20 protein-coding genes and 1 pseudogene are annotated in these 25,279 nt (G+C 66.1%); 13 read left to right on the forward strand and 8 right to left on the reverse strand.

Annotation, left to right across the window (positions count from 1 at the left end; translation table 11 throughout):
* Positions 1 to 11 precede the first annotated feature (11 nt).
* Positions 12 to 2,027: pseudogene (locus tag ACK5JE_RS04880) on the forward strand (prolyl oligopeptidase family serine peptidase); the annotation flags it as partial.
* 30 nt (positions 2,028 to 2,057) lie between these two features.
* Here the strand turns inward: ACK5JE_RS04880 and ACK5JE_RS04885 are convergent.
* From ACK5JE_RS04885 to mfd, 3 genes are all read right to left on the reverse strand, one after another.
* Positions 2,058 to 3,389 carry an MFS transporter gene (locus ACK5JE_RS04885; RefSeq protein ID WP_416800573.1) on the reverse strand — a complete coding sequence of 444 codons (1,332 nt, stop codon included), beginning with the start codon at positions 3,387 to 3,389 and terminating at the stop codon, positions 2,058 to 2,060.
* On the reverse strand, positions 3,380 to 5,518 hold the full coding sequence (locus ACK5JE_RS04890; RefSeq protein WP_416800574.1) for a TonB-dependent siderophore receptor: 2,139 nt from the start codon (positions 5,516 to 5,518) through the stop codon (positions 3,380 to 3,382). Before ACK5JE_RS04890 ends, ACK5JE_RS04885 begins: the two co-directional genes overlap by 10 nt.
* 220 nt (positions 5,519 to 5,738) lie before the next feature.
* Positions 5,739 to 9,284 (reverse strand): transcription-repair coupling factor, encoded by a 3,546-nt coding sequence (mfd, locus tag ACK5JE_RS04895; protein ID WP_416800575.1) that lies wholly within the window; start codon positions 9,282 to 9,284, stop codon positions 5,739 to 5,741.
* A gap of 246 nt (positions 9,285 to 9,530) precedes the next feature.
* Here mfd and ACK5JE_RS04900 point away from each other — a divergent pair, with 246 nt between their 5' ends.
* The 8 genes from ACK5JE_RS04900 to ACK5JE_RS04935 all read left to right on the forward strand — a co-directional run bounded on the left by ACK5JE_RS04900 (position 9,531) and on the right by ACK5JE_RS04935 (position 16,637).
* Positions 9,531 to 10,667, forward strand: coding sequence for a LacI family DNA-binding transcriptional regulator (locus tag ACK5JE_RS04900; protein WP_416800576.1), 1,137 nt, complete (start codon positions 9,531 to 9,533; stop codon positions 10,665 to 10,667).
* A gap of 147 nt (positions 10,668 to 10,814) precedes the next feature.
* Entirely contained in the window at positions 10,815 to 11,489 is a 675-nt protein-coding gene (locus tag ACK5JE_RS04905) for an amino acid ABC transporter permease (RefSeq protein ID WP_416800577.1), read from the forward strand.
* Complete coding sequence (locus ACK5JE_RS04910; RefSeq protein ID WP_416800578.1) at positions 11,486 to 12,142, forward strand: amino acid ABC transporter permease; 657 nt, start codon at positions 11,486 to 11,488, stop codon at positions 12,140 to 12,142. The genes ACK5JE_RS04905 and ACK5JE_RS04910 overlap by 4 nt, the downstream gene beginning before the upstream one ends.
* A 78-nt stretch (positions 12,143 to 12,220) precedes the next feature.
* Complete coding sequence (locus ACK5JE_RS04915; protein ID WP_416800579.1) at positions 12,221 to 13,030, forward strand: transporter substrate-binding domain-containing protein; 810 nt, start codon at positions 12,221 to 12,223, stop codon at positions 13,028 to 13,030.
* Positions 13,031 to 13,049: 19 nt separating this feature from the next.
* The gene (locus tag ACK5JE_RS04920; protein WP_416800580.1) at positions 13,050 to 13,820 is read left to right on the forward strand and encodes an amino acid ABC transporter ATP-binding protein; all 771 of its coding nucleotides are present in this window, start codon (positions 13,050 to 13,052) and stop codon (positions 13,818 to 13,820) included.
* Between the two features lie 9 nt (positions 13,821 to 13,829).
* Positions 13,830 to 14,645 (forward strand): sugar phosphate isomerase/epimerase family protein, encoded by an 816-nt coding sequence (locus tag ACK5JE_RS04925; protein WP_416800581.1) that lies wholly within the window; start codon positions 13,830 to 13,832, stop codon positions 14,643 to 14,645.
* Between the two features lie 24 nt (positions 14,646 to 14,669).
* Positions 14,670 to 15,620 (forward strand): sugar kinase, encoded by a 951-nt coding sequence (locus ACK5JE_RS04930; protein ID WP_416800582.1) that lies wholly within the window; start codon positions 14,670 to 14,672, stop codon positions 15,618 to 15,620.
* Positions 15,621 to 15,668: 48 nt separating this feature from the next.
* The gene (locus ACK5JE_RS04935; protein WP_416800583.1) at positions 15,669 to 16,637 is read left to right on the forward strand and encodes a 2-hydroxyacid dehydrogenase; all 969 of its coding nucleotides are present in this window, start codon (positions 15,669 to 15,671) and stop codon (positions 16,635 to 16,637) included.
* A gap of 2 nt (positions 16,638 to 16,639) precedes the next feature.
* Here the strand turns inward: ACK5JE_RS04935 and eda are convergent, their stop codons facing one another.
* Positions 16,640 to 17,266, reverse strand: a complete 627-nt coding sequence (eda, locus tag ACK5JE_RS04940; RefSeq protein ID WP_416800584.1) for a bifunctional 4-hydroxy-2-oxoglutarate aldolase/2-dehydro-3-deoxy-phosphogluconate aldolase — start codon at positions 17,264 to 17,266, stop codon at positions 16,640 to 16,642.
* 218 nt (positions 17,267 to 17,484) lie between these two features.
* On the opposite strand from eda, the gene ACK5JE_RS04945 reads away from it, so the two are divergent.
* Together ACK5JE_RS04945 and ispF are read left to right on the forward strand one after the other, a co-directional pair.
* Complete coding sequence (locus ACK5JE_RS04945) at positions 17,485 to 18,219, forward strand: 2-C-methyl-D-erythritol 4-phosphate cytidylyltransferase (RefSeq protein ID WP_416800585.1); 735 nt, start codon at positions 17,485 to 17,487, stop codon at positions 18,217 to 18,219.
* A 27-nt stretch (positions 18,220 to 18,246) separates the two neighbouring features.
* Positions 18,247 to 18,765, forward strand: coding sequence for a 2-C-methyl-D-erythritol 2,4-cyclodiphosphate synthase (gene ispF / locus ACK5JE_RS04950; protein ID WP_416800586.1), 519 nt, complete (start codon positions 18,247 to 18,249; stop codon positions 18,763 to 18,765).
* 3 nt (positions 18,766 to 18,768) lie between these two features.
* Here the strand turns inward: ispF and ACK5JE_RS04955 are convergent, their stop codons facing one another.
* From ACK5JE_RS04955 to ompR, 3 genes are all read right to left on the reverse strand, one after another.
* Entirely contained in the window at positions 18,769 to 19,317 is a 549-nt protein-coding gene (locus ACK5JE_RS04955) for a peroxiredoxin (protein WP_416800587.1), read from the reverse strand.
* Positions 19,318 to 19,412: 95 nt separating this feature from the next.
* Positions 19,413 to 20,792, reverse strand: a complete 1,380-nt coding sequence (locus ACK5JE_RS04960) for an ATP-binding protein (RefSeq protein ID WP_416800588.1) — start codon at positions 20,790 to 20,792, stop codon at positions 19,413 to 19,415.
* Between the two features lie 75 nt (positions 20,793 to 20,867).
* Positions 20,868 to 21,602: a two-component system response regulator OmpR gene (ompR, locus tag ACK5JE_RS04965; protein WP_416800589.1), complete on the reverse strand. Its 735-nt coding sequence runs from the start codon at positions 21,600 to 21,602 to the stop codon at positions 20,868 to 20,870.
* A gap of 127 nt (positions 21,603 to 21,729) precedes the next feature.
* Between ompR and tsaB the strand changes: the two genes are divergently transcribed.
* Entirely contained in the window at positions 21,730 to 22,968 is a 1,239-nt protein-coding gene (tsaB, locus tag ACK5JE_RS04970) for a tRNA (adenosine(37)-N6)-threonylcarbamoyltransferase complex dimerization subunit type 1 TsaB (RefSeq protein WP_416800590.1), read from the forward strand.
* On the forward strand, positions 22,965 to 23,828 hold the full coding sequence (locus ACK5JE_RS04975) for a uracil-DNA glycosylase family protein (RefSeq protein WP_416800591.1): 864 nt from the start codon (positions 22,965 to 22,967) through the stop codon (positions 23,826 to 23,828). The genes tsaB and ACK5JE_RS04975 overlap by 4 nt, the downstream gene beginning before the upstream one ends.
* A gap of 46 nt (positions 23,829 to 23,874) precedes the next feature.
* On the opposite strand, the gene lplT is transcribed toward ACK5JE_RS04975, so the two are convergent.
* Positions 23,875 to 25,179, reverse strand: coding sequence for a lysophospholipid transporter LplT (lplT, locus tag ACK5JE_RS04980; RefSeq protein ID WP_416800592.1), 1,305 nt, complete (start codon positions 25,177 to 25,179; stop codon positions 23,875 to 23,877).
* Between the last annotated feature and the right edge of the window lie 100 nt (positions 25,180 to 25,279).

The raw sequence follows: 25,279 nt of genomic DNA on the forward strand, positions 1-25,279 counted from the left end.
AAGGCACAGCTATGTCGTACCCTTCGCTCTGCGTCGCGGCCGCCTGGCCCGACGTCCGGTCTCCCGTCGCGCCTCGCGAGAACCTCGAGGTCAGGCAATCCGGCCGTGTGCGGACCGATGCCTACGCCTGGATGAGATTCATCCCGCCCTCCGGCACGCGCACGCTGGACGATCTGCCGGTGCGATTGCGCGAGCACCTGGAGGCCGAGAGGCAGTATGCGCAAGCGGTCCTGCGCCCCCTGGAACCCGATGTCCAATGGTTTTACGAGCGGCTGGCCTCGGGCGCGCCGCAGATGCGCGAGCCGATGCCGGAGTCCCCCGAAGACTGGCGCTACCATGCCGAGCTGGCCGAGGGATGCGCCCATCGTGTCTTTTTCCGAACCGGGCCGAACGGGACGCAGCGCCTGCTCGACGAGGCCGCGCGTGCGAAAGGCCATGCCTACTATCGCTCGACGGATCATCAGCCCAGTCCGGACGGCCGTTATTTTGCCTGGGCGGAGGATGTGACCGGTGACGATCGTCATCGGATCTGCCTGCTCGATATCGAGCGCGGCGACATCCGCGTCCTGGTGGCTTCGGATGCCTTCGGCTATGAAGGCTTCACGTTTTCGCCCTCGTCTTGTTATCTGTTCTGGATCTGGCGCGATGCGTCCAGCCGCCCGACCCGCTTGTACCGCTCCCCGGTCGAAGGCGGCGAGGCGGCGTTCGTTTACGAGGAATCCGATCCCGCGTTGTTCATGCGGGTCGCACGCACCGCCGCCGGCCGCTTCGTGGCGCTGACGATAGCGGGCCCGGATACCGCCGAGGTCCGCCTCATCGCCGCCGGTGCAGAGACGGAACGCCCTGATCCGGTCCGGCCGCGCCAGCCAGGGGTGCGTTATGAAGTGAATGAATGGCACGATGCCCTGCTGATGCTGACCGATGCCGATGGCGCGGCCGATGGCAAGCTGTTGCGGCTCGATCCGGTGACGTTCGCTCTGCGCGATGAGCTGGTTCCCGGTCGTCCCGGGGTGTCCCTCATCGCCATTCATCCTTTTTCCAGGGCGCTCGTCCGGCTGGAACGCGCTCAGGGCCTGCATCGTCTCGTGCTGACGCATCTGGATGGGCGGGAGACGATGATCGGCTTTGATGGGCCGGCGTATTGCGTCGAGCTTCCCGCCGCCCAGCCGTATGGGGCGCGGGAAGTCCGCATGCTGCACCAGGCCCCGGCCAGCCCGCCGTGCTGGATCGACATCGACTTGACGAGCGGGCGCCGCCGAGAGGCGGAGCGGGCCGCGCCCTGCGGCTTCGATGCGGCCGCGTACCGTGTCGAGCGCATCGAGGCGCAGGCGCCCGACGGAGAAACCGTGCCGGTCACGGTGCTGTCCCGCAGGGATGCGGAGGGGCCGCAGCCTTTGCTGCTGACGGGATATGGCGCCTATGGCATTTCCCGGGAATCCGATTTTTCCTGGCCGGCGACTGTGCTTGTCGATGCCGGGTTCCGGTATGCGATCGCACATGTGCGGGGCGGATCAGAAAAGGGCGTGCGCTGGTACCAGGACGGATGCCGCGAAAAAAAGCGGCATTCGATGACGGATTTCATCGCCTGTGCGCGCCATCTCGTCGTGATCGGTTATGCCGAGCCCGGACGGATCGTGGCTCAGGGCGTGTCGGCCGGCGGGCTGCTGGTCTGCGGCGCGATGAACATGGCGCCGGAACTCTGGGCGGGGGTGATCGCGCAGGTGCCGTTCGTCGATATGCTCAACACCATGAGCGACGCGCATCATCCGCTGGTGCCGCTGCTGCGTCCGGACTGGGGCGATCCGCTGGCAGACCCCAAGGCCTATGACTGGATCGCCGATATTTCACCCTACGAGAACGTCGGCCGGGCAGACTATCCCCCCGTGCTGTGCACGGCCGGGCTGAAGGATGATCGTGTCCCGTACTGGGAGCCGGCCAAGCTGGTGGCCAACATCCGCCATCGGGGAACAGGAAACAGGCCGGCGATCCTGGTCCTGGATCCCGACAGTGGTCACCAGGGCAGTGCCGGTCGGGACCACGCCTTCGCGCAGGCGGCGCTATTGTGGGCCTTCGCCTGCCAGTGCGCGGCGGTTCCTGTGCCGTCTGGCCATGTGAACGGACCCGAGGGCGCAGAGCGCGGACACCGCCAGTGCCGGCAGGGCGACGGTGACGATGGCGCCCAGCAGGTGGTGGTCGAACACCCATTCTGACAATGCGCCGGCCAGCAGCGGGCCGGCGGCGCCGAACAACGAGACCACGAAACTCCAGATCGCGAAGCAGCGCGCCCTCAGCGAGGCCGGCGCCAGGTCCTGCAGCATGGTGGGCACCAGCGCATTGGCCGTGCAGGTCATGAACAGGAACAGTCCGACCGCGACGAACGCCTGATCGAGTGTGCGCAGGGCTGTCAGCACAAAAAGCGCCGGGATGGCCGCGATCACTGATATTCCCATGATCAGGGGGCGTACCGCCCGTCCGAAACGCCCGGCGAGCTTGCGGTCCAGCAGTCCGGCCACCGGCAGGCACCCGACGCTCGTGAGCAGGATGATCAGGCCCATGGCCTGGCCGATGTCTCCGGTGGCGGCGCCGAACTGGCGCTGCAATGACAGGGCGATCAACTGATTGAGTGCCTGCACCGCGGTGATCAGGCAGCCGGCCGTGCCCACGAACAGGCCGATGGCTTGCCAGCGCAGTCGCAGAAAGGCGAGCAGCGAACCTTGCGTCTCGCGGTCGTCCATGCCGAGATGCCGGATGGGGTTGGCCGTCAGCGTGCCGAGCAGCAGCAGTGGCAGGCCGGCCATGCCGAGCAGCAGGAAGGCCTTGCGCCAGGGTTCGGCAGGCCAGGCAAACAGCGTGCCTGCCGTGGACAGGAGGATGTCGCTGAAATAGAAGCCGCCGCTGGCGCCAGCCGCCATGAGGGCCGCGAACCCGAGGTTGGCGCTCACCCGGTGCCGCTCGGGCGCCAGATCGGGGATCAGCGAGTAGACCAGCGGAACCATGGCGAATTCCGTGATGCCCGCCGCTGCGCGGCCGATGAAAAAGAGCGGGAATTCGCGGGCGACGGCGCTCAGGCACATCAGCGCGGACGAGACAGCGATCAGGCACAGCAGTACCCGCTTGCGTGAGTAGCGGTCGGCGAATCGCGCCAGCGGAATCGCCAGCGCGCTGGCAATCAGGATGCCCGCCAGACCTTGCAGCGCGCCCAGGGCGGTGTCGCTGACGCCAAAACTCGCCTGGATGGCGGCCAGGGAGACGGCCTGCAGGCCCACGTCGGCCATTTGCAGGCCGGCGGCGATGCCCAGGAACACCACGGTGAAAATGCCCTGCGCAGTCCACGAGGCGGACGTGGCAGGGCGTGGGTCGCTCAGGGCTGAATCCAGGCTCAACGCCATTGATATTGAATCTGCATGTCGACGGTCCGTTCGCCCCCGTAGTAGCAGTAGAAGTCGCAGCCGCTGACATAGGTCTTGTCGGTCAGGTTGCGGGCATTGAGCTGTATGGCCCAGCGGCGATCGATCTGATAGCGCGCCATCAAGTCGATCAGCGTGTAGCTGGGGATGGCCTCGCCCGGATAGTAGCGCTGGTCTTCGGTCGAGCCGTTGTAGCGTGCGCCCGCGCCGAGCGTCAGCGCGCCGCCGTTCGACAGGGTCAGACGGTGGCTCAGCCAGACGCTGGCCTGGTGCCGGGGGATCAGCGGCGTGCGGATCGTCAGGCTGCTGTCGACGTCCTGGCGCGAATGGTTGTAGGTATAGGAGACCTTGAGGTCGGTGTCGGGCGTGACCTTGAAATCGCCCTGCAGTTCAAACCCTTTGTTGGTGCGTTTGCCGCTTTGCGACTGGATGTTGGATGCATCCGATATCAGGGCGTTCTTTTCCTCGATATCGAAGTAGGCCAATGTCAGGGTGCCGTTCAGCCATTCGGGGTCCAGCTTGATCCCGATTTCCTTTTGTTTGCCGACGTAGGGCTGGTAGGTATTGCCGTAACCGTCGACGCCGGCGATGGGCTTGAAGGATTCGGAATAGCTGAGGTAGGGCGAGATGCCGTAGTCGCTGATGTACATGACACCGGCGTTCACGCTGTTGCGGCTGACGTCGTAGCCGGTGTTCGTTCCATCGATGAAGCCATCGCTTCTGGCGCGGTCGTGACGAATGCCGGCGTTGAAGTTCCAGTGCGATCCGATGCGTGCCTGGGCGGCGGCATACAGGCCCCATTGATTGGTGTGCAGCTTATAGGGTGTTGCCGTGACCGGGAAGGGCTGGCCATAGACCGGATTGAACATGTCCAGGTTCGGCGCCGAACCAAAACCGTTGTTGCGGCCGGATGTGCTGGACTTCAGGTAGTCGATGCCGACGACGGGCAGGATCTCGACTGATTTGCCCAGCCGCACGCGACCCTTGATCCGGTTGTCGATGTAATGGTTGTTGGTGCTGCCATCGGTGAGCGAATAGCCGCGCCACAGTTCGCGATTGTCGTCCGAACCATAGGCGAACACGTTGCGCTGATCGATGTCCAGGTATGCGTACTTGTAGTTCTGGGTGAAGGTCCAGTCCGGCGCGATCTTGTGGGTGAACAGCCAGCCGGCGCTCACTTGCGTGCGCTTGAGCCGGTCGAAGCCGGGTTCGCCGGCGTTCAGGCGCCGATCGATCTTGCCGTAGGGGGTGTCGATGAGGGTGCCGTAGGCCGGCAGGAAACCATTGGTGGGATGGCCCTCTTCGTGCTGGATGCTGCCCAGCAGCGTCAGAGACGTGCGCTCGCTGAAGTCGATCGTCAGGCTGGGCGCGAGGTAGTAGCTTTTCATGTCCGTCTCGCGCTGCATGCTATCGGCGCGACGGGCCTGGGCAACGATGCGGTAGTAGACGTTGCCCGCTTCATTGGCGATTCCGTTGTAGTCGATGCCCAGTCCAAGACGGCCGCGATGGCCGGCCTCGGCATTGAGCAACAGGGATTCTTCCTTGTGAGGCCGTTTGGTGACCAGATTGACCACGCCGCCGGACTCGGATGCGCCGAATTCCAGGGCGCTTGGTCCTTTCAGCACTTCTATTTTCTCGACGCCGAAGATTTCAGGTTTCCAGACGAAGAATCCGTTCGGGGTCGTTGGTGTGCCATCCAGCGAAGTGGAGGCATTGAAGCCCCGGATCTTGAACCATTCGACCTTGTTGTCCGCACCGAAAGGTTCGCTGAAGATGCCCGCTTGATATTGCAGAGCCTCGTCGATTTTGCGGGCGCCTTGTGTTTCGATGTCCTGAGTGCCGATCACGGCGCTGGAATTGGGGGCATAGAAATCCAGATCCTGCAGGTCACTGACGGTCCCGACGACGGTGACCGCATCGAGCTCGCCCACGGGGCGGCTGTTGGCGTCGACAGGGTCGGATGCGGCCTGATCGGACGGCGCGGCCTGATGACTGGGGGGAGCCGTGTTGGTGGAAGTGCTTCGCGCATGCCCAGTGGCTGGCGCCAGCGCAAGATACCCGGTTGCGGCGAACGCCGCCCAGGTCTTGGGTGAAGAAATAGATTGCCGCATGTCTTTCCTGCGCGGAGGTTGGTGTGGAGGGAGCAGAAAGGGTGGAAAGATCTGCGTGGTTTTCAGGGCCTGTCAAAGGCTTCGACGCGAATTTCCCCTCTCTGGAATGAGGAATGTCTGACAGATATCCACAATGAGAAGCGAATTCTAAACAATATCGATTATCAATTCAAACAAAATGATGTCAAAACGGCAGGCCGCTACCTGCCGAAAGGACGGACTACGCGATCCCGCCGCCCAGTTTCTGCAATAAACCGCGTAATTTCTGCGTGCGGCCGGGGACGTCCACGGCACCGCCAAAGACGATTTTCAGTCGATCCGGGCCGTTCAGGCGGATCTGACGGTCCTGTTGCACCAGTTCGATGATGCGCAGCGGATCCACGTTGGGCTGGGCGGCGAACTGGATCGAGGCCTGGGTTTCGCCTGCGTCGATCTTGATGACGCCCAGCGGCTCGGCCAGCAGGCGCAGGCGATGCAGCGACAGCAGGTTCTGACCGGCCTCGGGCAGCTTGCCGTAGCGGTCGATCAGTTCTTCCTGCAGCAGCGTGAGCGTGTCGGCATCGGCGGCATGCGCCAGACGCTTGTACAGGCCCAGCCGCGCTTGCACATCGGCGCAGTAGTCCGAGGGCAGCAGGGCCGGCGTATGCAGATTGACTTCGCACTGGGTGCCGAAGGGCGAATCCAGGTCGGGCTCCTCGCCGGATTTCAGCGCGCGCACGGCGGCGGCCAGCATGTCGTTGTACAGGCTGTAGCCGATCTCCTGGATGTTGCCGGACTGCGATTCGCCCAGCACCTCGCCGCTGCCGCGGATCTCCAGGTCGTGCATGGCCAGGAAGAAACCCGCGCCCAGTTCCTCCATGGCCTGGATGGCCTCCAGGCGCTTTTTGGCGTTGGCGGTGATGGCGTCCTCGCCGGGGGTGAGCATATAGGCGTAGGCCTGATGGTGGGACCGGCCCACCCGACCGCGCAGCTGGTGCAATTGCGCCAGGCCCAGCTTGTCGGCCCGGTGAATGAGGATGGTGTTGGCCGAGGGCACGTCGATGCCGGTCTCGATGATGGTGGTGCACAACAGCACGTTGCAGCGTTGCTGGTAGAAGCTTTTCATGACTTCCTCCAGTTCGCGCTCGGCCATCTGGCCGTGGGCGATGGCGATCCGTGCTTCTGGGACGAGCTCCTGCAAGCGCGCATGGCGGTTGTGGATGGTCTCGACCTCGTTGTGCAGGAAATAGACCTGTCCGCCGCGCTTGAGTTCGCGCAGGATGGCTTCGCGGATGGTGCTGCCATCCTCGCGGCGCACGAAAGTCTTGATGGCCAGCCGCTTTTGCGGCGCGGTCGCGATCACGGAAAAATCGCGGATGCCTTCCAGCGACATGCCCAGGGTGCGTGGAATCGGCGTGGCAGTCAGGGTCAGCACATCGACCTCGGCGCGCAGGGCCTTCAGGGCTTCCTTCTGGCGGACGCCGAAACGGTGCTCCTCGTCGATGATGACCAGGCCAAGCTGTTTGTAGCGCACGTCCCTGGACAGGATCTTGTGCGTGCCGATGACGATGTCCACTGAGCCCTCGGCCAGGCCCGCAATGGCCTTGGCCGTTTCCTTGCCGGTCCGGAAACGCGAGAGCTCGGCGATGCGGACCGGCCAGTCGGCGAAACGGGTGGCAAAATTCTGCGCATGCTGTTCGGCCAGCAGCGTGGTGGGGCACAGCAGCGCCACCTGACGGCCATTCATGACAGCGAGGAAGGCCGCACGCAGGGCGACCTCGGTCTTGCCGAAACCGACGTCGCCGCAGACCAGGCGGTCCATGGGACGGCCGGAGGTCATGTCCTGGATCACCGCTGTGATGGCGGCGGCCTGGTCGGGGGTTTCTTCAAAGCCGAACCCTTCGGCGAAGGCCTGGTAGTCGCGGGCGGGGAATTTGAAATTGAGGCCTTCGCGTGCGGCCCGGCAGGCGTACAGCGCGAGCAGTTCAGCCGCGGTGTCGCGCGCCTGGCGGGCCGCCTTGCGGCGGGCTTTTTCCCATTGGCCGGAGCCCAGTGGATGCAGCGGCGCCTGGTCCGGATCGGCGCCGCTGTAGCGGGCGATCAGGTGCAGCTGCGAGACTGGCACGTACAGGGTGGCGTCGCGGGCATATTCGAGATGCAGCAGTTCGATGGGACCTTCGCCCAGGTCCATGTTGACCAGTCCATGGTAGCGGCCGATGCCGTGCTGCACGTGGACCACAGGATCGCCCACATGCAGTTCGGCCAGATCGCGCACCATGGCGTCAATATCGCTGATGCGCTCATGGCGGTGGCGCGCGCGGGCCGGCCGGCCCGCCTGGGCAGGGTAGAGATCGTTTTCCGTCAGCACGGCCAGCCCGGAGGAGGGCGCCAGGAACCCGCCCGACAGCGGAGCGACCACTAGAGCGAAATCGCCGCTGCGCGGCGTCCGCGGCCCGCCACGCTCCGGGGAGGGGCGGACTGTCCCGGGGCGGTCCGGCGATGAAAAACGTGCCTCGCTGCGCAGCCAGTCCTGCCACGTATCGAAGATGGCGTCGGGTTTGAGCCGGTAGTCCGCCAGCAGTTCCGCGATGGTTTCCCGCCGGCCGGCGGAATCGACGCACAGCGCGGTGCGCAGCGATGTCGAGGCCAGGTGGCGGCGCAGATCGGCCAGGGGGTCGTCGGCGCGGCGATTGACGGCGGCCGCCGGGCAGGGGGCGAAGTCCGGATGCGCGCCTTCGTCCGTGAAGGCCAGCCGCGCCAGGCCGCGCAGGTGACCGTGAAAAGTCTCGTCGTCCAGGAACAGCGCGTCGGGTGGCAGCACCGGACGTTCCGGATCGGATTTCAGGAACTGCCAGCGGTTGCGCGCGTCTTGCGTGAAGCGGACGATGGCGGCCGGGACATCGCCCAGCGTGACGGCGGTGGTGTCGGGTGGCAGATAGTCGAACAGTGTGGCGGTCTGTTCGAAGAACAGCGGCAGGTAATACTCGATGCCGGCGAAGGCGATGCCGTTGCCGATGTCCTTGTAGGGCAGGGCGCGCGACGGGTCGCCTTCAAAGACCTCGCGAAAGCGCGCGCGGAACCGGTTGCGCGCGGCTTCGTCCATGGGGAATTCGCGGCCGGGCAGCAACTCGATTTCCTTGACCGGGTACAGGCTGCGCTGTGTGTCGCCATCGAAGCTGCGGATGGATTCGATCTCGCGGTCGAACAGATCGATGCGGTAAGGCAGGGCCGAGCCCATGGGAAACAGGTCGATCAGGCCGCCCCGGATACAGAATTCGCCCGGTGCGCCCACCTGGGTCACATGGCTGTAATTGGCCAGGGTCAGCTGGGTGCGCAGGCGCTCCTCGTCCAGCGCGTCGCCCTGGCGGAAATGGAAGGTATAGGCGGCCAGGAAGGCGGGCGGCGCCAGGCGGACCAGGGCGGTAGTGATCGGGACGACCAGGATGTCCACCTCGCTCTGGCCCAGGGCGTGCAGGGTGCGCAGGCGTTCGGAAATCAGATCCTGGTGCGGCGAAAAGCTGTCGTAGGGCAGGGTTTCCCAATCGGGCAGAAAGCGCACGCGCAGATCCGGATCGAACAGGGCAATCTCGTCGGCCAGACGCCGTGCCGCCAGGGGATCGGCGCAGAACGCGGCCAGCAGATGCCGGGCTTCACGCGCCAGGGCGGCCAGCAGCAGGGCATCGCCCGATCCAGGCGGCCGGGGCTGCGTGTAACGCTGGCCAGGGCGCAAAGCGGCGAGCGTGGGGCCGGTCGATGGCAGGGGCGGGATATCGATTGAGGGGTCCATGGAGAATCGGGCGGTGACGGCTGACGCGCGCCGGTCAGGTTTTTCTTGGTTCTTTCGCGCAGGCGACCGCGCGGCGCGACCCGGGCAGGTGGCCGCGCAACGCGGGCAGAATGGGAATGGTCATCAGGGCATCAGTATAAAGGCGGGCCGTGACGTCAAGGCGGATCACGGTGTCCGGGCGGATCGTGGTGCGAAGAGGGGTCGTGATGCGAAGGTGGATCGCGGCGCGGAGGCGGACTGCGTTTCGTGCGCCGGCATGGCCTGCCGGGTGACTACAATGAATGCTTCTTCCATGCAGTCGCGCGCGGCCCGCCTGAATCCGGCCCGGCGCGTGCTCTCCGGACTTTTTCGCTCATGAGCCATCATCCGCCGCGCAGCACGATCGCCGATGTCGCCCGTCATGCGGGGGTCTCCAAGGCGACGGTGTCGCGGTTCCTCAACCACCGGGACACCCTGCTGTCGCCGGAAATCGCCCAGCGTGTCGAGGCGGCGATCGCCGCCCTGGTCTACACGCCCAGTCCGATGGCCCGGGCGCTCAAGCGCGGGCGTTCGCGGCTGATCGGCCTGGTGGTGGCCGACATCACCAATCCCTATTCCGTCGCCGTTCTCAAAGGGGCGGAACAGGCCTGCCGCCAGGCGGGCTACCTGATGATGCTGTTCAATCTGGACAACGAGCGCGAGCGGGAAAGCGAGGGCCTGCAGGTCCTGTCTTCGTACCGGGTCGAGGGCTTCATCCTCAATACCATGGGCCTGGAACAAGGGGCGGCGCTCTCGCCGGCTCTGGGAGGACGGCCCGTGGTGCTGGTCGATCGTCTGCATCAGGGGCTGGAGGTCGATTTCGTGTCCCTGGACAATGTCCAGGCCATCGATGCCTGTTTCGATCATCTGATGGCGGCCGGCTATCGGGACATCCTGTTGGCTACCGAGCCGTTGGGATCGGTCAGTTCCCGGATCGAACGCGTCCGGGCCTTCGATGCGCGTCTGGCCACGCAGGGTCCGCAGGCCCGTGGCCGTTCGATCGAGGTGGGGGCCGACGATGCCGAGAGGCTGACGCGTACCCTGCGGAACCTGCGCGACGCAGGGCGTCCTCCGCCCGCCGTGATCGCCGGCAACAGCATTGTCAGCATGCGCGTTGTGGCCGCTGCGGCGCGTCTGGGCTGGCGCCTGGGGCCGGATCTCGGCCTGATCAGCATCGACGACACGCCCTGGGCCCCGTACGTCGGCTCCGGCATCAGCGCGGTGGCGCAACCCACGGATGCGCTGGGCGGTCGGGCCGCGCAGTGTCTGATCGAGCGGATCGGTGGCCTGGCGGTGCCCGCCCGCTCGATCCGGCTGCCTGGCACGCTGATCGCGCGAGGCTCGACGCAGCCTCAGGCCGCCTAGGCGGAGGCGACCCGCCCGGAACCAGGGTTCCGCAGGCGCGGCATGTCCGGGGAACGGGGATTCCAGGGTTTGCACTGATTTTCATTTCAGGCTTGTTTCAGTACGATGAAACCGGTTTCATGGACACGAATTCTTCAGTAAACCGCCGTGAATTACACCTTTCAGTTTGGTCCGGTCTTCCAGGCGTGGCCGCTGCTGCTGCGCGGTACCTGGATGACGATTCAGCTCTCCGGCCTGGCCATGCTGTTCGGCCTGGGGGTGGCGGTGCTGTGCGCCTGGGGCAAGACTGCCGGCCCGGCGATCGCCCGGACGGTGATCCAGGTCTACATCGAACTCATCCGCAACACCCCTTTCCTGGTGCAGTTGTTCTTTTTCTTTTTTGCGCTGCCAGCCGTCGGCGTGCGCTGGTCGCCCTATACAGCGGCGCTGGTCGCCATGACGGTGAATCTGGGCGCTTACGCCACGGAAATCGTCCGCGCCGGGATCGAGGCCATCCCCCGGGGGCAGATCGAAGCCGGCCTGGCCCTGAACCTGACCCGGATCGAGGTCTTCCGCTTCATTGTGCTTAAACCTGCGCTGCGCGCCATCTATCCGGCGCTCACCAGCCAGTTCATCCTGCTGATGCTGGCTTCCAGCGTGGTGTCGGTGATCTCCGCCGATGACCTGACCTCGGTGGCCGCCACCTTGCAGTCTGAGACCTTCCGCAGTTTCGAGATCTACATCGTCATCACGCTGATCTATCTGGCGCTGACGCTGTGCTTTTCCTATGTTTTCCGCCGGATCCACGACCGGTACCTGAGCTATCCGGACGGCCGCGCATGAGAACCTTCGGCTCCTCCGATTTCTGGTACATCCTGCAGGCCGCCCAATGGACCGTGCTGCTGTCGATCATCGCCTTCATCGGCGGCGGGGTGGTCGGACTGGTCGTGGCGCTGGCGCGCACGGGCGCGAACCGCACGGCCCGGGCGCTGGCGACGGGGTTCATCCAGGTGTTTCGCGGCACGCCCCTGCTGTTGCAGCTGTTCCTGGTGTTTTTTGGCGCGCCGGTGATCGGTTTCGAGGTCGATCCCTGGACGGCGGCCGCCGTCGCCCTGACGCTGAATGCGGGATCGTTTCTGGGCGAGATCTGGCGCGGCTGCATCGAGGCCGTTCCGCGCGGCCAATGGGAAGCCGCCGCCGCGCTGGGGCTGAGCTATCGAGACCGCCTGCGCGATGTGATCCTGCCTCAGGCGCTCAAGATCGCCGTACCGCCCACGGTCGGCTATCTGGTCCAGGTCATCAAGGGCACGTCGCTGGCAGCCATCATCGGATTCACCGAGCTGACCCGTGCGGGGCAGATCGTGAACAACGCCACGTTCGAGCCCATGGTGGTGTTTTCCATCGTGGCGGCCTTGTACTTTCTGCTGTGCTGGCCGTTGTCGCTGCTGGCGGGGCGGATGGAAAAGCGTCTGGCGCTTGCCCAGGCGCGTGGATAGGCGGACGGGATGACGGGGCATGTCCGGCCCCATTTCGATGTCAACAGGCCTCGGGCCGACAACCTCACGGAGACTTCCATGTTCAAGAATCATACGTTACGCGGCATCCTGGGCGGCGCCCTGCTGGCCACCTGCGCCACGCTGGCCATCGGTCTGGCGCCCGCGGCCTCGGCCGAGACCATCGATCAGGTCAAACAAAAGGGCGAGCTGACCATCGGCATGCTGGTCGATTTCCCGCCCTACGGCATCATGAACACCGAAAACCAGCCCGACGGCTACGATGCCGATGTGGCCAGGCTGTTGGCCAAGGATCTGGGCGTCAAGGTCAAACTCGTGCCGGTGACCGGCCCCAATCGCATTCCCTATCTGCTGACCGACAAGGTCGATGTGCTGGTGGCCTCGTTGGCGATCACGCCGGAACGCGCCAAACAGGTGCAGTTCTCGCATCCGTACTCGGCCGCGCAGATCGTGGTGTTCGGTGGCAAGGACCTCGAGATCTCCGGACCGGAAGGTCTGTCGGGCAAGCGGATCGGTGTGGCGCGCGCCAGCACCCAGGATATCGCGGTCACCAAGATCGCCCCCAAGGACGCCGATGTCCGTCGCTTCGACGATGACGCTTCGGCCATGCAGGCGCTGCTGTCCGGCCAGGTCGATGCGATCGGCTGCTCGACCACGGTCGCTGCCGGCATTGCCAAGCGCGCCCCGGACCGTTTCGACAACAAGTTCGTGCTGCTGCAGCAGGAAATGGCCGTGGCCATGCGTCCGGGACAGCCCGAAACCCTGAAGGTCATCAATGAACTGATCGATCGCAACGTGCAGAACGGCGAATTCAGCAAGCTCTACCAGAAATGGCTGGGCACGCCGCTGCCGACGCTGAAGCAATCCTGATCTCTTGCGGTCCGCCGACATGACTGCGACTTCGACCCGGGATGCGCCTGCCGGCGCCCCGATCATCCAGATCGAGAAACTCAACAAATGGTACGGGCAGTTTCATGCCCTGACCGACATCGACCTGACGGTGGCGGCGGGTGAACGCATCGTGATCTGCGGCCCCTCGGGCTCGGGCAAGTCCACCCTGATCCGTTGCATCAACGGCCTGGAAACCATCCGGGACGGGCGCATCGAGGTGGACGGCATCACCCTGGGTGCCGATGGGCGCGGGGTCGATGCCGTGCGCCAGGAAGTCGGCATGGTGTTCCAGCAGTTCAACCTGTTCCCCCACATGACGGTGCTGCGCAATTGCATGCTGGCGCCGATGCGGTCGCGGGGGCTGAAAGCCGATCAGGCCGAGGCCCTGGCGATGGAGTATCTGTCGCGTGTGCGGATCGCCGAGCAGGCGCACAAATATCCCAGCCAGTTGTCAGGGGGGCAGCAGCAGCGCGTGGCGATTGCCCGTGCGCTGTGCATGACGCCCAAGGTCATGCTGTTCGACGAGCCCACTTCCGCGCTCGATCCGGAAATGGTCAAAGAGGTTCTCGACACCATGATCGGCCTGGCGCGCGAGGGCATGACCATGCTGTGCGTGACCCACGAGATGGGCTTTGCCCGCAGTGTGGCCGACCGGGTGATTTTCATGGCCGACGGGCGCATCATCGAGCAGGCGCCGCCGGATCAGTTCTTCGACGCGCCGAGTCATGAGAAAACGCGCAGTTTCCTCGGCCAGATTCTGAATCACTGAGGCGCGACCATGCATGCGCAGATCCCGGCGCGTGGTGCGCTGGTTTCCCTGACGGCCTTTGGCGCGGACGCCGTCCGCCTTCATGGCCAGGCTTTTTTCGCCCGTCTGGCCGCCGAGGCCGGCGCCGACGGGATCGAGGTGCGTGGCGAACTGCTGCGCGACGACGTGAACCGCGAACTCGACGTATTGGCGGCCTGGGCTGACGAGGCAGGCCTGGCGCGGGTCTATTCGAGTCCGTCGGGCCTGTGGGATGCCGCGGGCTGTTTCGACGCGGCAGCGGTCCGGGAAAGTCTGGATCGCGCCGAAAGGCTGGGCGCCGGCTGGTTGAAAATGTCGATCGGCGGCTTCGGGCCCGATGCGCTGTCTGGCCTGGGCGCGTTGCAGGCGATGCTGGCCGGCCGGCCGGTCGAATTGCTGATCGAGAACGACCAGACCGAATCCGCGGGGACGATTCCCGCGTTGACGGCGTTTTTCCGCGCGACCGATGAGGCCGGGATGCTGCTGGGCATGACCTTCGACATGGGCAACTGGCATTGGGTGGGCGAATGTCCCCTGCGGGCGGCCGACGCCTTTGCGTCCCGGATCCGCTATGTGCATTGCAAGGGGGTGCTGCGCGGCCCCGACCGCTGGGTGGCCGTGCCGCTGGAATCCTCCGCCGCGCCCTGGCGCGCGGTGCTGCGGGCGCTGCCCGTCATGTCGCCCCGGGCCATCGAGTATCCTTTGACCGGCGCGGATCTCGTGCGGGTCACTGGTCAGGCGCTGGTTGCCTTGCGCCGGCTGGAGCGTTCTTTCCCTGATGCGCCGGCGGGCGCGGTCTTGCCCTGACATGCCGAAAGGAGCCGTCTTTTTATGACTGTGAGTGAATCGTTCGATGTCGTCACGCTGGGCGAGGCTATGGTGATGCTGGTGGCCGGACAGCCCGGGCCGCTGGAACAGGTGGATGTCTTTCACAAGCGCACGGCAGGGGCGGAGACCAACGTGGCCATCGGGCTGGCGCGGCTGGGCCTGCGGGTGGGCTGGGGCAGCCGCCTGGGACAGGACTCCATGGGCCGTTATCTGCTCGACAGCCTGCGAGGCGAGGGCGTGGATTGCTCGCAGGTGATTCTGGCGCCGGGGGAACGAACCGGCATGCTGTTCAAGGACCGGGTCATGGATGGCAGCGACCCCGCGGTCGAATATCATCGCGCCGGTTCGGCAGCCAGCCGCATGCGCCCGGGCGATGTGGACCGGGACTGGCTGCTGTCGGCGCGCCACCTGCATGCCACCGGGGTGTTCGCGGCCGTGTCGGCAGACAGTTTCGACGTCATGGGGCAGGCCATGCGCCTGATGCGAGAGGCTGGCCGGAGCGTCTCCTTCGATACCAATCTGCGACCTTCGCTGTGGGCTTCGACCGAGGCCATGCGTCAGGGCATCCACGAACTGGCCGCGCTGGCGGACTGGGTGCTTCCAGGCATCGAGGAAGGCCGCCTGCTGACGGGCGAGCACACGCCCGAGGCGATTGCGCGCTTTTACCTGGATCTGGGCGCGCGCCTGGTGATCGTCAAGCTTGGCCCCGACGGGGCGTATTACGATGATGGCGCGCGCCGTGGTCATGTGCCGGCCTGTCCGGTGCCCCGTGTGGTGGATACGGTGGGGGCGGGGGACGGGTTTGCCGTGGGGGTGATCAGTGGCCTGCTCGAAGGCCTGCCGTTGGATCGCGCCGTGATGCGTGGCGCCTGGATCGGCGCCCGCGCTGTGCAGGTGCCGGGCGATACCGAAGGCTTGCCGACGCGAGCGGTGTTGCAACAGGCCGGGCTGTAGCGGCTGTCATCGCGCCTGCCGGCGAGATTGTTTTCTTGAGAGTCTGACATGTCACGACATACCGTCCTCGTCTACCGCGATCTGCCCGGGCCGCAGTTGGCACGGATTCAGGCTGAGCACGACGTCATCCTGGCCGATCCCCGGCGCGAGGATCAGCGGGAGGCGTTCTTCCGGGCGCTGGGCCGGGTCCAGGGCATGATCGGCTCCAGCTTCCGCCTGGATGCCACGCTGCTGGACCGGGCGCCGTCCCTGCGGGTGGTGTCCAGTATCTCGGTCGGGGTCGATGTTTATCCGCTGGCCGCCTTGCGTGAGCGCGGCATTGTGCTGTGCCATACGCCGGGGGTGCTGACGGAATCGGTCGCGGATCTGTTGTTCGGCATGGTGCTGGCCACCAGCCGCCGCCTGTGCGACATGGCGAACCTGGTGCGTGACGGCCGCTGGCGGCAGAATGTGGGGCCCGAGGAATATGGATGGGACGTGCATGGCAAGACGCTGGGCATTGTCGGCTATGGCCGGATCGGGCAGGCGCTGGCCCGCCGGGCGGCTCTGGGTTTCGGCATGCCGGTGATCTATCACGCGCGCCGCCCGGTCGAAAGCGGCCTGCCACCCGGAATGGCGCGGGCCGCCGGGCTGGACGCATTGCTGGAGGCGGCCGATTTCGTCGTGCTGGTGCTGCCATTGACCGAGGCCACGCGGGGGCTGATCGGACCCGAGGCATTCGCCCATATGAAGCCCGGCGCGATTCTGATCAATGGCGCGCGCGGCCCCATCGTCCAGGAGCGCGCCCTGCTGGATGCCTTGGACAGCGGCCGGCTGCGCGCCGCCGGGCTGGATGTGTTCGATGTCGAACCCCTGCCGCTGGATTCACCGCTGCGCGACCATCCGCGCATCCTGGCGCTGCCGCATGTCGGTTCGGCCACGCACGAGACGCGCACGGCCATGGCGGTCATGGCGGTCGACAATCTGCTGCAGGTGCTGCGAGGCGAGGCGCCTGCGGCGGCCTATCCTCTGGACTGAGTTCACCCTGCGGAGAGGGCCGAGGCCTGACGGGCGAGGACGGTAATGGCGTCCCACTGACGGGACTTAATGGCCGCTGCCGGCGTCAGCCAGGATCCGCCGACACAGCCGACGTTGGGCAGTGCCAGGTACTGGGCCGCGTTGCCCGCGTGGATGCCCCCGGTGGGGCAGAAGGTCAGGTCGGGCAGGGGGCCATGCAAGGCCTTGAGCAGCGCGACGCCGCCCACGGCCTCGGCCGGGAACAGTTTTTGCACCTGGAAGCCCAGTTCCGCCGCGCGCATGGCCTCGGATGCTGTGGAGACGCCCGGCAGAAAAGGGATGCCTGCGTCGCGCGCGGTGCGCGCCAGTGATTCGGTCAGTCCCGGGCTGATGCCAAAGCGGGCGCCCGCGTGCACGGCGGCCTCGAGCTGCCCGGGCGTGCGCACGGTGCCCACGCCGACCACGGCGTTGGGGACTTGCGCCTGGATGGCGGCGATGGCGTCCAGCGCGGCGGCCGAACGCAGGGTGATTTCCAGTGTGCGGATGCCGCCCGCGACCAGGGCGCGCGCCAGGTCCACGGCGGTCTCGGCGTCGTGAACCACGATGACCGGCATGACGGGACTGAGCTGGATCAGTTCGGAGGCATTCATGGACATGGGATTCGGGGCTCCAGGCTGGCAAGGCCGCCATTCAAATGCCGTTATTTTACAGAGCATGGGCAGCGATCCTGCGTCCAGTGGCGGAACGGTTTTCATGGACCTTCGCCGGTTATGTGGTTTTTCCGGATCCCGTGGGTGCCTTTCTCCCCGGGGGGCGGCGCGTGCGCTGGCCCGGGATATGCGTTTTCGGTAGGCTAAAATTGTTTCCCATGAAAACAAGGCCATCCCTGATCGCCCTGGTGCCGGCCGCCGGTATCGGCGCGCGCGCCGCCGACCCCGAGGGCCGGCCCAAACAATACCGCCGCCTGGGTGATGCGCCCATGTTGCGTCATGCCGTGCAGGCATTGCTGGCCGATCCCCGTATCGGACAGGTCCGGGTGGCAGTGGTCGCCGGTGATCCCTGGGTGGATGCGGCGCTGGCCGGGCTGCCGCGTACGGTCTGGCGGCCCTGCGGCGGGCCGACACGGGCAGAGACCGTGCGTGCCGCGCTGCGGGATGCGGCGCTGGCCGACGAGACCTGGGTGCTGGTGCATGATGCGGCCCGGCCGGGCCTGCCGGCCGATGTCCTGGGACGCTTGATCGATGCCTGCCAGTCGCAGGATCGTGGCGGGCTGCTGGCCTTGCCGGTAGCCGACACGGTCAAGCAAGGAGGGGGCGTATCGGGAGATTTTTCCCGGGTGGCGCGGACGCTGCCGCGCAAGGGCTTGTGGCTGGCCCAGACGCCGCAGATGTTTCGTGCCGGGGAATTGCGGGTGGCGCTGGAGGCGTGCGCCGGTGATCCCCTGGTGACCGATGAGGCTTCGGCCGTGGAGCTGGCTTGCTCCGCCGACCGGGCGCCCTTGCTGGTGCGTGGGGCGCGGATCAATGACAAGCTGACCTGGCCGGAGGATTTCCTCTGGTTCGAGGAGCGGCTGGCGGCGGCCCATGCGCCGCCTGGCCGTTGAGCGGCATTCCACTGGAGCAGTCTCATCATGACGTCTTCCTTTCCATTCCGCATCGGCCAGGGCCATGACCTGCACGTGCTGGCCGAGGGCCGGCCGCTGATCATCGGCGGTGTGTCCATCCCCTACGAGCGGGGCCTGGTCGGCCATTCCGACGCGGATGTGCTGCTGCATGCGGTCACGGACGCCGTGCTCGGCGCGGCGGGGCTGGGGGACATCGGCCGCCATTTCTCGGATTGTGATCCCCGCTGGGCCGGGACCGACAGCCGTCTGTTTTTGCGCGAGGCGGCGCGCCTGGCCCGCGAGGCGGGCTGGGAGGTCGTCAATGTGGACGCCACGATACACGCCCAGGCCCCCAAGATCGCTCCCCACGCGCCGGCCATGGCCGCCTGCATCGCCAGCGATCTGGGGATCGAGTCGGCGGTGGTCAACATCAAGGCCAAGACCAATGAGGGGCTGGGCCATCTGGGGCGTGGCGAGGGCATCGCGGCCAGCGTCGTGGCATTGCTGGCCCGCGCCGAGCCCCCGGCCGATCCGGCGAGCCCTTAGGGTTTACAGGGTCGTCCCCCCGATGGGACGGTTGCAGGCGCACAGCCCCTCGGTCAGCAGCGCGTCGAGCACGCGCAGGGTTTCTTCGGGATTGCGGCCGACATCGAAATTGTTGACCGACACATGCTGGATGATGTTGTCCGGGTCGACGATGAAGGTGGCGCGCAGGGCGACGCCTTCGGATTTTTCGCGGATGCCCAGCGGATCGACCAGCGCGCCCGCTGTGTCGCTGAACTGGTAGTGATTGAGTTTGCCCAGTTCGGGACTGGCGCGGCGCCAGGCGAGCTTGACGTATTCATTGTCGGTCGAACCGCCCATGAGCACGGCGCCGCGTTCTTCGAATGCGTCCGCCAGGGCGTTGAAGCCGACGATTTCCGTGGGGCAGACCTGGGTGAAGTCCTTGGGGTAGAAATAGATCACCTTCCATTTGCCTGGGAAGGATGATTCCGTAATGTCCTCGAAGGCCGAGACGCCGTTTTCCTCGTGCTGATTGAATCCGGGTTTGACGCCGGTGACGTGGAAGGCCTCGAGCTTGTCGCCTATGGTTTTCATCGGGGCTCCTGAGAAATGCGCGGCCATCGCAGCCGGCATTCCATTCTACGCTATGGTCCGGCCTGCCGTGCCGCGCGTCTTCGTGGGAGGGGGTGTCAGGCTTTTCCCTGCGGCTTGACCTTTGGGATCTCGATGCGGGCCAGGAGGCCCCGGGGCGCATTGGGCACGAGCGTGAACTTGCCGCCGACCTGACCCAGCAGCCGTTCGACGATGGACAGGCCCAGGCCCGCGCCACTGACGCCGGTGCGGGCGGATTCGCCGCGCGAGAAGGGGCGCAGCAGGCGCTGGATGTCGGTCTGGGGGATGCCGACGCCCTGATCCCGGACCTCGATGGTCAGATGGTTGCCGCTCTGGTAGGCGACCAGGCTGATGTGGGCGCGCTGGTCACTGGCGCTGCGGCCATAGCGGCGGGCGTTTTCGATCAGGTTGCTGACGATGCGCTTGAGATCGTTGGCGCTGATCCGCGCCTGCAGATTGGGCTGGATGGAGGCGTCCATTTCGCCGCCCAGGGATTCGGTATGGCTGCGTTCGCGCTCGAACAGTTCTTTCAGCACCAGCGAGACGTCGATGCCGGCCTCCGGCACGTGGCCGGCTGGTCGCGCGTATTCCATCAACTGTCCGATGCTGTGGTTGATCTGGGCCAGATCATCGTCGATGGCCTGGCGGGCCTCGTCCGTCATGTGGCTCATTTCGATTTCCAGGCGGATGCGCGCCAGGGGGGTGCGCAGGTCGTGGGAAATCCCCGCCAGCATGATTTCCCGGTCGGCTTCGTTTTGCCTCAGGTCGCGCGCCATGCGGTTGAAGGCGATGTTCATGTCGCGGATCTCGACCGGTCCTTTTTCGGGCAGCGGGGTCGGCGTCATGCCGCGCGCCAGTTGCTGGGCGACCTTGGCCAGCTGGGACAGCGGCTGATTGATGAAGCGCACGCTGATGGCCGCGCCCAGCAGGGCCAGCGTCAGGGAGGCCGCCACCCAGCCCAGCCATTCGCGGCCGGTGGTCAGGCGCAGCTGGTCGCGGTCGAAGACCAGCCAGTACAGGTCCTCGTTGATGTTGAAACTGATCCAGATGCCCGGGGCCTGATTGACCGACCACATGATGGCGGTCTCGTTGCCCAGGCGCTTGCGGACCTCGCCGGAGACGTTGTTCCAGTAGCTGGAATGAGGCAGTGGCTCGAGGATGTCGGCGCGTTCGCGGGGCTGGACGCGCAGGCTTTCCTGCGTGGCCAGATCCAGCAGCAGGGAAGGGCGCTCGGGTGGCGCGGCGTAGATCAGGGCCGAGCGTGTGATGCTGACCGTGGTGGCGATCCGCTGCGCGAGCTGCGCGGCGCGAGGGCCTTCCTCGATGTTGAAGACGATCTGCAGCCACGCGCCCAGACTGACCAGCATCAGAAAGGCGATGAGGACGAAAGAGCGACTCAACAGCCCGAGCCGCAGCCAAGGCCGGAAGACGCGCCCGAGCTGCTTCAGAAAAGTCATGGGGGCCTCGTACTCCGTTGGTCTGGCCGGACGGGCCGCTGCCGGCGGGCGCGCATCCGGAGAACGGATAAGAGTTTACTGGCCGCCGTCGGGGACGAACACATAGCCCAGCCCCCAGACCGTCTGGATGAAGACCGGTTTGGAGGGATTGGGCTCGATGAGCTTGCGCAGTCGCGAGATCTGGACGTCCAGACTGCGGTCGAACGCCTCGTATTCGCGGCCCCGGGCCAGTTCCATGAGCTTGTCGCGCGAGAGCGGGACTTTTGGGTGGCGGGCGAAAACCTTGAGGACGGAGAATTCGCCGGTGGTGATGGGCACGGCCTCGCCGCTGCGCATCAGGGTGCGGGTGGACAGATTCAGCACATAGGGGCCGAATTCGACGGATTCGTTTTCCTGGCTGGGGGCGCCGGGGTGTTCCTCGGTGCCGCGCCGGCGCAGAATGGCGTTGACGCGGGCCAGCAGCTCGCGCGGATTGAAGGGCTTGGTGAGGTAATCGTCGGAGCCCATCTCGAGGCCGACGATCCGGTCGATTTCCTCGGCCTTGGCGGTCAGCATGATGATGGGCGTGTTGTCGTGATTGCCTCGCAGCCGTCGGCAGATCGACAGGCCGTCTTCTCCAGGCAACATCAGGTCCAGCACCAGGAGGTCGAAATGTTCCCGCTGCCAGAGCTTGGCCATTTCCTTGGCGTCCTCGGCGACATACACGTTGAAGCCCTGTTCAGACAGATATCGGCGCAGCAGATCGCGCAGTCTGGGATCATCGTCAACGATGAGAATTTTGCGGGAGAGGGTCTGGGTTTGCGTGTTCATGCGGAAAATGTAACAGGGACGAATAGAGGGGTTCCAGTGCTTACACAACAAATTACATAAGAATCGTTTGGTCTTCGTTTTTGAAACAAAACGGCTGCGGCGGCCTCTCCTTTAAAATGGCCGGGCCATGGACGATTTTCACATTCTAGCGTTTGAGACATCAAGCATTTTGTGCGGTGTCGCGCTGCTGTCACGGACGGCCGGCCGCACGCGGCTGCGCACGGCCATGCACGAGGGCCGCAGCGCCCATGCTGAACGCATCCTGCCCATGGCCTGGGGCCTGCTGGACCAGGCCGGCCTGGCCCGGTCCGATCTGACCGCCGTCGCCTTCGGCCAGGGGCCGGGGGGATTCACGGGCCTGCGCGTGGCCTGTGGGGTGGCGCAGGGCCTGGCCATGGCGCTGGGTATTCCCGTGCTGCCGGTGGATTCCCTGTGCGCGGTGGCGCTGCAGGGGGCAGGCGAGGATCCCGCCGGGGTTCATGTGGTGGTGCAGGACGCCCGCATGAACGAGGTCTACGCGGCTGCCTACCGGATCGATGGCGCGGACTGGGTGACGCTGCGGGCGCCCGCCTTGCTGGCCCGCGCCGACGTGGCGGCCTGGGCCGCCCGCGAATCAGCCGGCTGGGGCATGCGGGCGGGCGGCGGCTGGACGGTGCATGGCGATGCGCTCGATGTCTTTCCCGGGCTGGATCGCGAGCTCGAGGCCCTGGGCGCGCGGCGCGCATCCCCGACGCCGGAGGGCGTGCATGCCCAGGCAGGCACCATTGCCCGGCTGGCGGAAAGCGCCTGGCGCAAAGGGCGGGCGGTGGACCCCGCCCTGGCGGCCCCCGCCTATGTGCGCGACAAGGTGGCCTACACCACGGTCGAGCGGGCCGGCGGTCTCGGGGGCAACCCCCAGGTCGATGCCGCGACCCTGACCCTGCACGACATGACGGCTTCCGATATCGATGAGGTTGCCGCCATCGAAAGCCAGGTGCAGTCCTTTCCCTGGACCCGGAAAAATTTCGCCGATGGCCTGACGGCCGGCTATCGCGGCTGGGTGGTGCGCCGCATGGGAGCGATGCTCGGTTTTGCGCTGGTGATGGACGCGCCGGACATGGCGCATTTGCTGGTCATCGGGGTGCGGCCGGATGCTCAGCGTCAAGGGGCGGGCGCGCGTCTGCTGCGCCGTTGCGTCGACCATTGCCGCCAGACCGGCCTGCCGGCGCTGACCCTCGAAGTTCGTCCCAGCAACGCGCATGCGATCGCTTTCTACCAGCGGCATGGCTTTTCCCGGGTCGGCGTGCGGCGCGGTTATTATCCGGCGGCCCAGGGCCGCGAGGACGCCTGGGTCATGACCCTGGCGTTGCAGGCGGACGCCGCATGATGCCGCGCGCCTTGCTGCGTCCGGGCCAGATCGCCTGGCTGTCCGAAATCGGACTGGATACGCATTGGCTGGCGACCCGTACGCAGCGGGCGGCCGGGCCCGCTCCGGCGGTATCGGCGTCCGTTCCCGCGCAGGACGCGCCGGGGGAGGGCCGTCCCCCCGCCGGGCATGCCCGAGCCACGGCCGGACATGGCGAAGCCCTGGCCGGGCAAGCCCCGTCTCCGCTGGCGCGTGTCGCGCCTCAGGCGCCGGCCGTCGAGGTCGCTGCGCCGACGGATTGCCCGGATGTGGCTGCGCTGGGGCTCGCGGTATCGGCCTGCGGCCAGTGCGAGCGCCACGGCCAGCGCGCCCGGGCGGTGTCCGGAGCGGGTCAGGCCGTCCGGCCGTACTACCTGGTGATCGGCGAGCAGCCCGGCATCGAGGACGACACGGCCGGCCAGCCGTTTCTCGGCGATCAGGGGCGCCTGTTGGCCGCCATGCTGGCGGCTGCGCGGCTGCCGCATGCCGATTCGGTCTTCTTGACCCATGTGGTCAAATGCCGCGCCGTGGGCGGGCGTGAGCCATCCCCGCAGGAGATTGCGGCCTGTCTGCCCTGGCTGCGCCGGCAGATCGCGCTGCTGCGGCCCCGCTGGATTCTGGCACTGGGCCGGGTGGCCGCGCAGGTCGTGACCGGCATGGACGCGGATCTGGATGGATTGCGTGGTGGGCCACATCGGCACACGCCCGATCAGGGCGACCCGATTCCGGTATGGGTCACGCATCAACCCTCATCGCTGCTGGTGCGATGCGCCTGGAAAGCCGAGGCCTGGCGTGACCTGGCGGGTCTGGCGCGGGCGGTGAACGCGGATCAGGAGGCGTAGCTGAACGGGGTGCGGTCCGCGCCCGTGCGGACGATTCACCGCCGGATCAGTGCAATGCCGTGCCGTGACCCGTCTGGCCGATCGACTGGCTCAAGCCGGGATCGGCGCGGTGATTGAGCCGGTTCCATTGGATGAAGACGAGCATCAGGCAGGCCACCAGAATGCCGAACAGGGCGATGATCAGATTGATGGACAGGCCCAGCCACAGCATCAGGCTGTAGATGGCCAGCATCAGCAGGATGTTCAATTGCTCATTGAAATTCTGCACGGCGATCGAATGGCCGGCCGACAGCAGGACGTGGCCGCGGTGTTGCAGCAAGGCATTCATGGGCACCACGAAAAAGCCCGACAGTCCGCCGATGAGCAGCAACAGGCAGTACACCGCCCAGGTCGCGTGGACGATCGGCATCAGCAGCACCACCAGTCCCATGGCGACCCCCACCGGCAGGACCGACAGCGCGCGGCGCAGGGGGACCCGGCCGGCGCAGATGGCACCGATCACGGTGCCGAAAGCGGCCGCGCCCATCAGCACGGAGGCCTGGTCGAGACGATAGCCCAGATGCTGGGCGCCCCATTCGATGACGATGAATTGCAGGGTCGCGCCCGCGCCCCAGAACAGGGTGGTGACCGCCAGCGAGATCTGGCCCAGTTTGTCAGACCACAGGATGCGGACATAGCGGCCGAAATTGCGGATCAACGCGACGGGGTGGGGCTGCTGGCGGGGGTAGAAGGCGTGCGTGTCGGGGATCAGCAGATTGCACACGGCGGCGGCGATGTAGACCAGCCCGATCATCAGGATGGCGCTTTGCGCGGAATTGTTCGTCAGATGGTCGACCCAGTCGAAGGACATCAGCCAGATCGAGACCGACGGACTGATGAGCAAGCCGCCCAGCACCGTGCCGACAATGACCGACAGCACGGTCAGGCCCTCGATCCAGCTGTTGCCCTTGACCAGCAGCTCAGGCGGCAGCATCTCGGTAACGATGCCGTATTTGGCGGGGGAGTAGGCCGCGGCGCCGATGCCGACGATGGTGTAGGCGATGAAAACCAGGATCAGCTGGTGCCCGTGGTGCAGTCCGAAGGCGCCGTAGCTGAACATCAGCAGACAGCCACAGGTCTTGAGCGCGTTGGTGGCGAACATGACCCGGCCCTTGGGGAAGGCATCCGCGAAGGCGCCGACAAAGGCGGCCAGCACCACGTAGGCCAGGGCGAACCACCATTTCATCATGGGCGCCATCCAGTCCGGACCATCGAGGTCGGTGATCAGTCCGATGGCAGCGATGAGCAGCGCATTGTCCGCGATGGACGACAGGGCCTGCGCGGCCATGACCATGTAGAAGCCCTTGTTCAATCGCTGATCCCGAGATGGTTGAGGAATGGCGCGGCTGCCGCGAGGCGCGTCCGTAAGAAAGAGTTGCAGTATAGCGGGTGGCTGTTTCGGTGATGGTGGC

This window comes from Castellaniella sp., assembly GCF_047971665.1.
In the GTDB taxonomy this organism is placed as follows: Bacteria; Pseudomonadota; Gammaproteobacteria; order Burkholderiales; family Burkholderiaceae_B; genus Castellaniella.

Excerpts from the sequence above, each read along its gene's own strand:
- ACK5JE_RS04885 (WP_416800573.1), bottom strand. The coding sequence starts at position 3,389 with ATGGCGTTGAGCCTGGATTCAGCCCTGAGCGACCCACGCCCTGCCACG.
- ACK5JE_RS04890 (WP_416800574.1), bottom strand. The coding sequence starts at position 5,518 with ATGCGGCAATCTATTTCTTCACCCAAGACCTGGGCGGCGTTCGCCGCA.
- mfd (WP_416800575.1), bottom strand. The coding sequence starts at position 9,284 with ATGGACCCCTCAATCGATATCCCGCCCCTGCCATCGACCGGCCCCACG.
- ACK5JE_RS04910 (WP_416800578.1), top strand. The coding sequence starts at position 11,486 with ATGAGAACCTTCGGCTCCTCCGATTTCTGGTACATCCTGCAGGCCGCC.
- ACK5JE_RS04915 (WP_416800579.1), top strand. The coding sequence starts at position 12,221 with ATGTTCAAGAATCATACGTTACGCGGCATCCTGGGCGGCGCCCTGCTG.
- ACK5JE_RS04920 (WP_416800580.1), top strand. The coding sequence starts at position 13,050 with ATGACTGCGACTTCGACCCGGGATGCGCCTGCCGGCGCCCCGATCATC.
- ACK5JE_RS04925 (WP_416800581.1), top strand. The coding sequence starts at position 13,830 with ATGCATGCGCAGATCCCGGCGCGTGGTGCGCTGGTTTCCCTGACGGCC.
- ACK5JE_RS04930 (WP_416800582.1), top strand. The coding sequence starts at position 14,670 with ATGACTGTGAGTGAATCGTTCGATGTCGTCACGCTGGGCGAGGCTATG.
- ACK5JE_RS04935 (WP_416800583.1), top strand. The coding sequence starts at position 15,669 with ATGTCACGACATACCGTCCTCGTCTACCGCGATCTGCCCGGGCCGCAG.
- eda (WP_416800584.1), bottom strand. The coding sequence starts at position 17,266 with ATGAATGCCTCCGAACTGATCCAGCTCAGTCCCGTCATGCCGGTCATC.
- ACK5JE_RS04945 (WP_416800585.1), top strand. The coding sequence starts at position 17,485 with ATGAAAACAAGGCCATCCCTGATCGCCCTGGTGCCGGCCGCCGGTATC.
- ispF (WP_416800586.1), top strand. The coding sequence starts at position 18,247 with ATGACGTCTTCCTTTCCATTCCGCATCGGCCAGGGCCATGACCTGCAC.
- ACK5JE_RS04955 (WP_416800587.1), bottom strand. The coding sequence starts at position 19,317 with ATGAAAACCATAGGCGACAAGCTCGAGGCCTTCCACGTCACCGGCGTC.
- ACK5JE_RS04960 (WP_416800588.1), bottom strand. The coding sequence starts at position 20,792 with ATGACTTTTCTGAAGCAGCTCGGGCGCGTCTTCCGGCCTTGGCTGCGG.
- ompR (WP_416800589.1), bottom strand. The coding sequence starts at position 21,602 with ATGAACACGCAAACCCAGACCCTCTCCCGCAAAATTCTCATCGTTGAC.
- tsaB (WP_416800590.1), top strand. The coding sequence starts at position 21,730 with ATGGACGATTTTCACATTCTAGCGTTTGAGACATCAAGCATTTTGTGC.
- ACK5JE_RS04975 (WP_416800591.1), top strand. The coding sequence starts at position 22,965 with ATGATGCCGCGCGCCTTGCTGCGTCCGGGCCAGATCGCCTGGCTGTCC.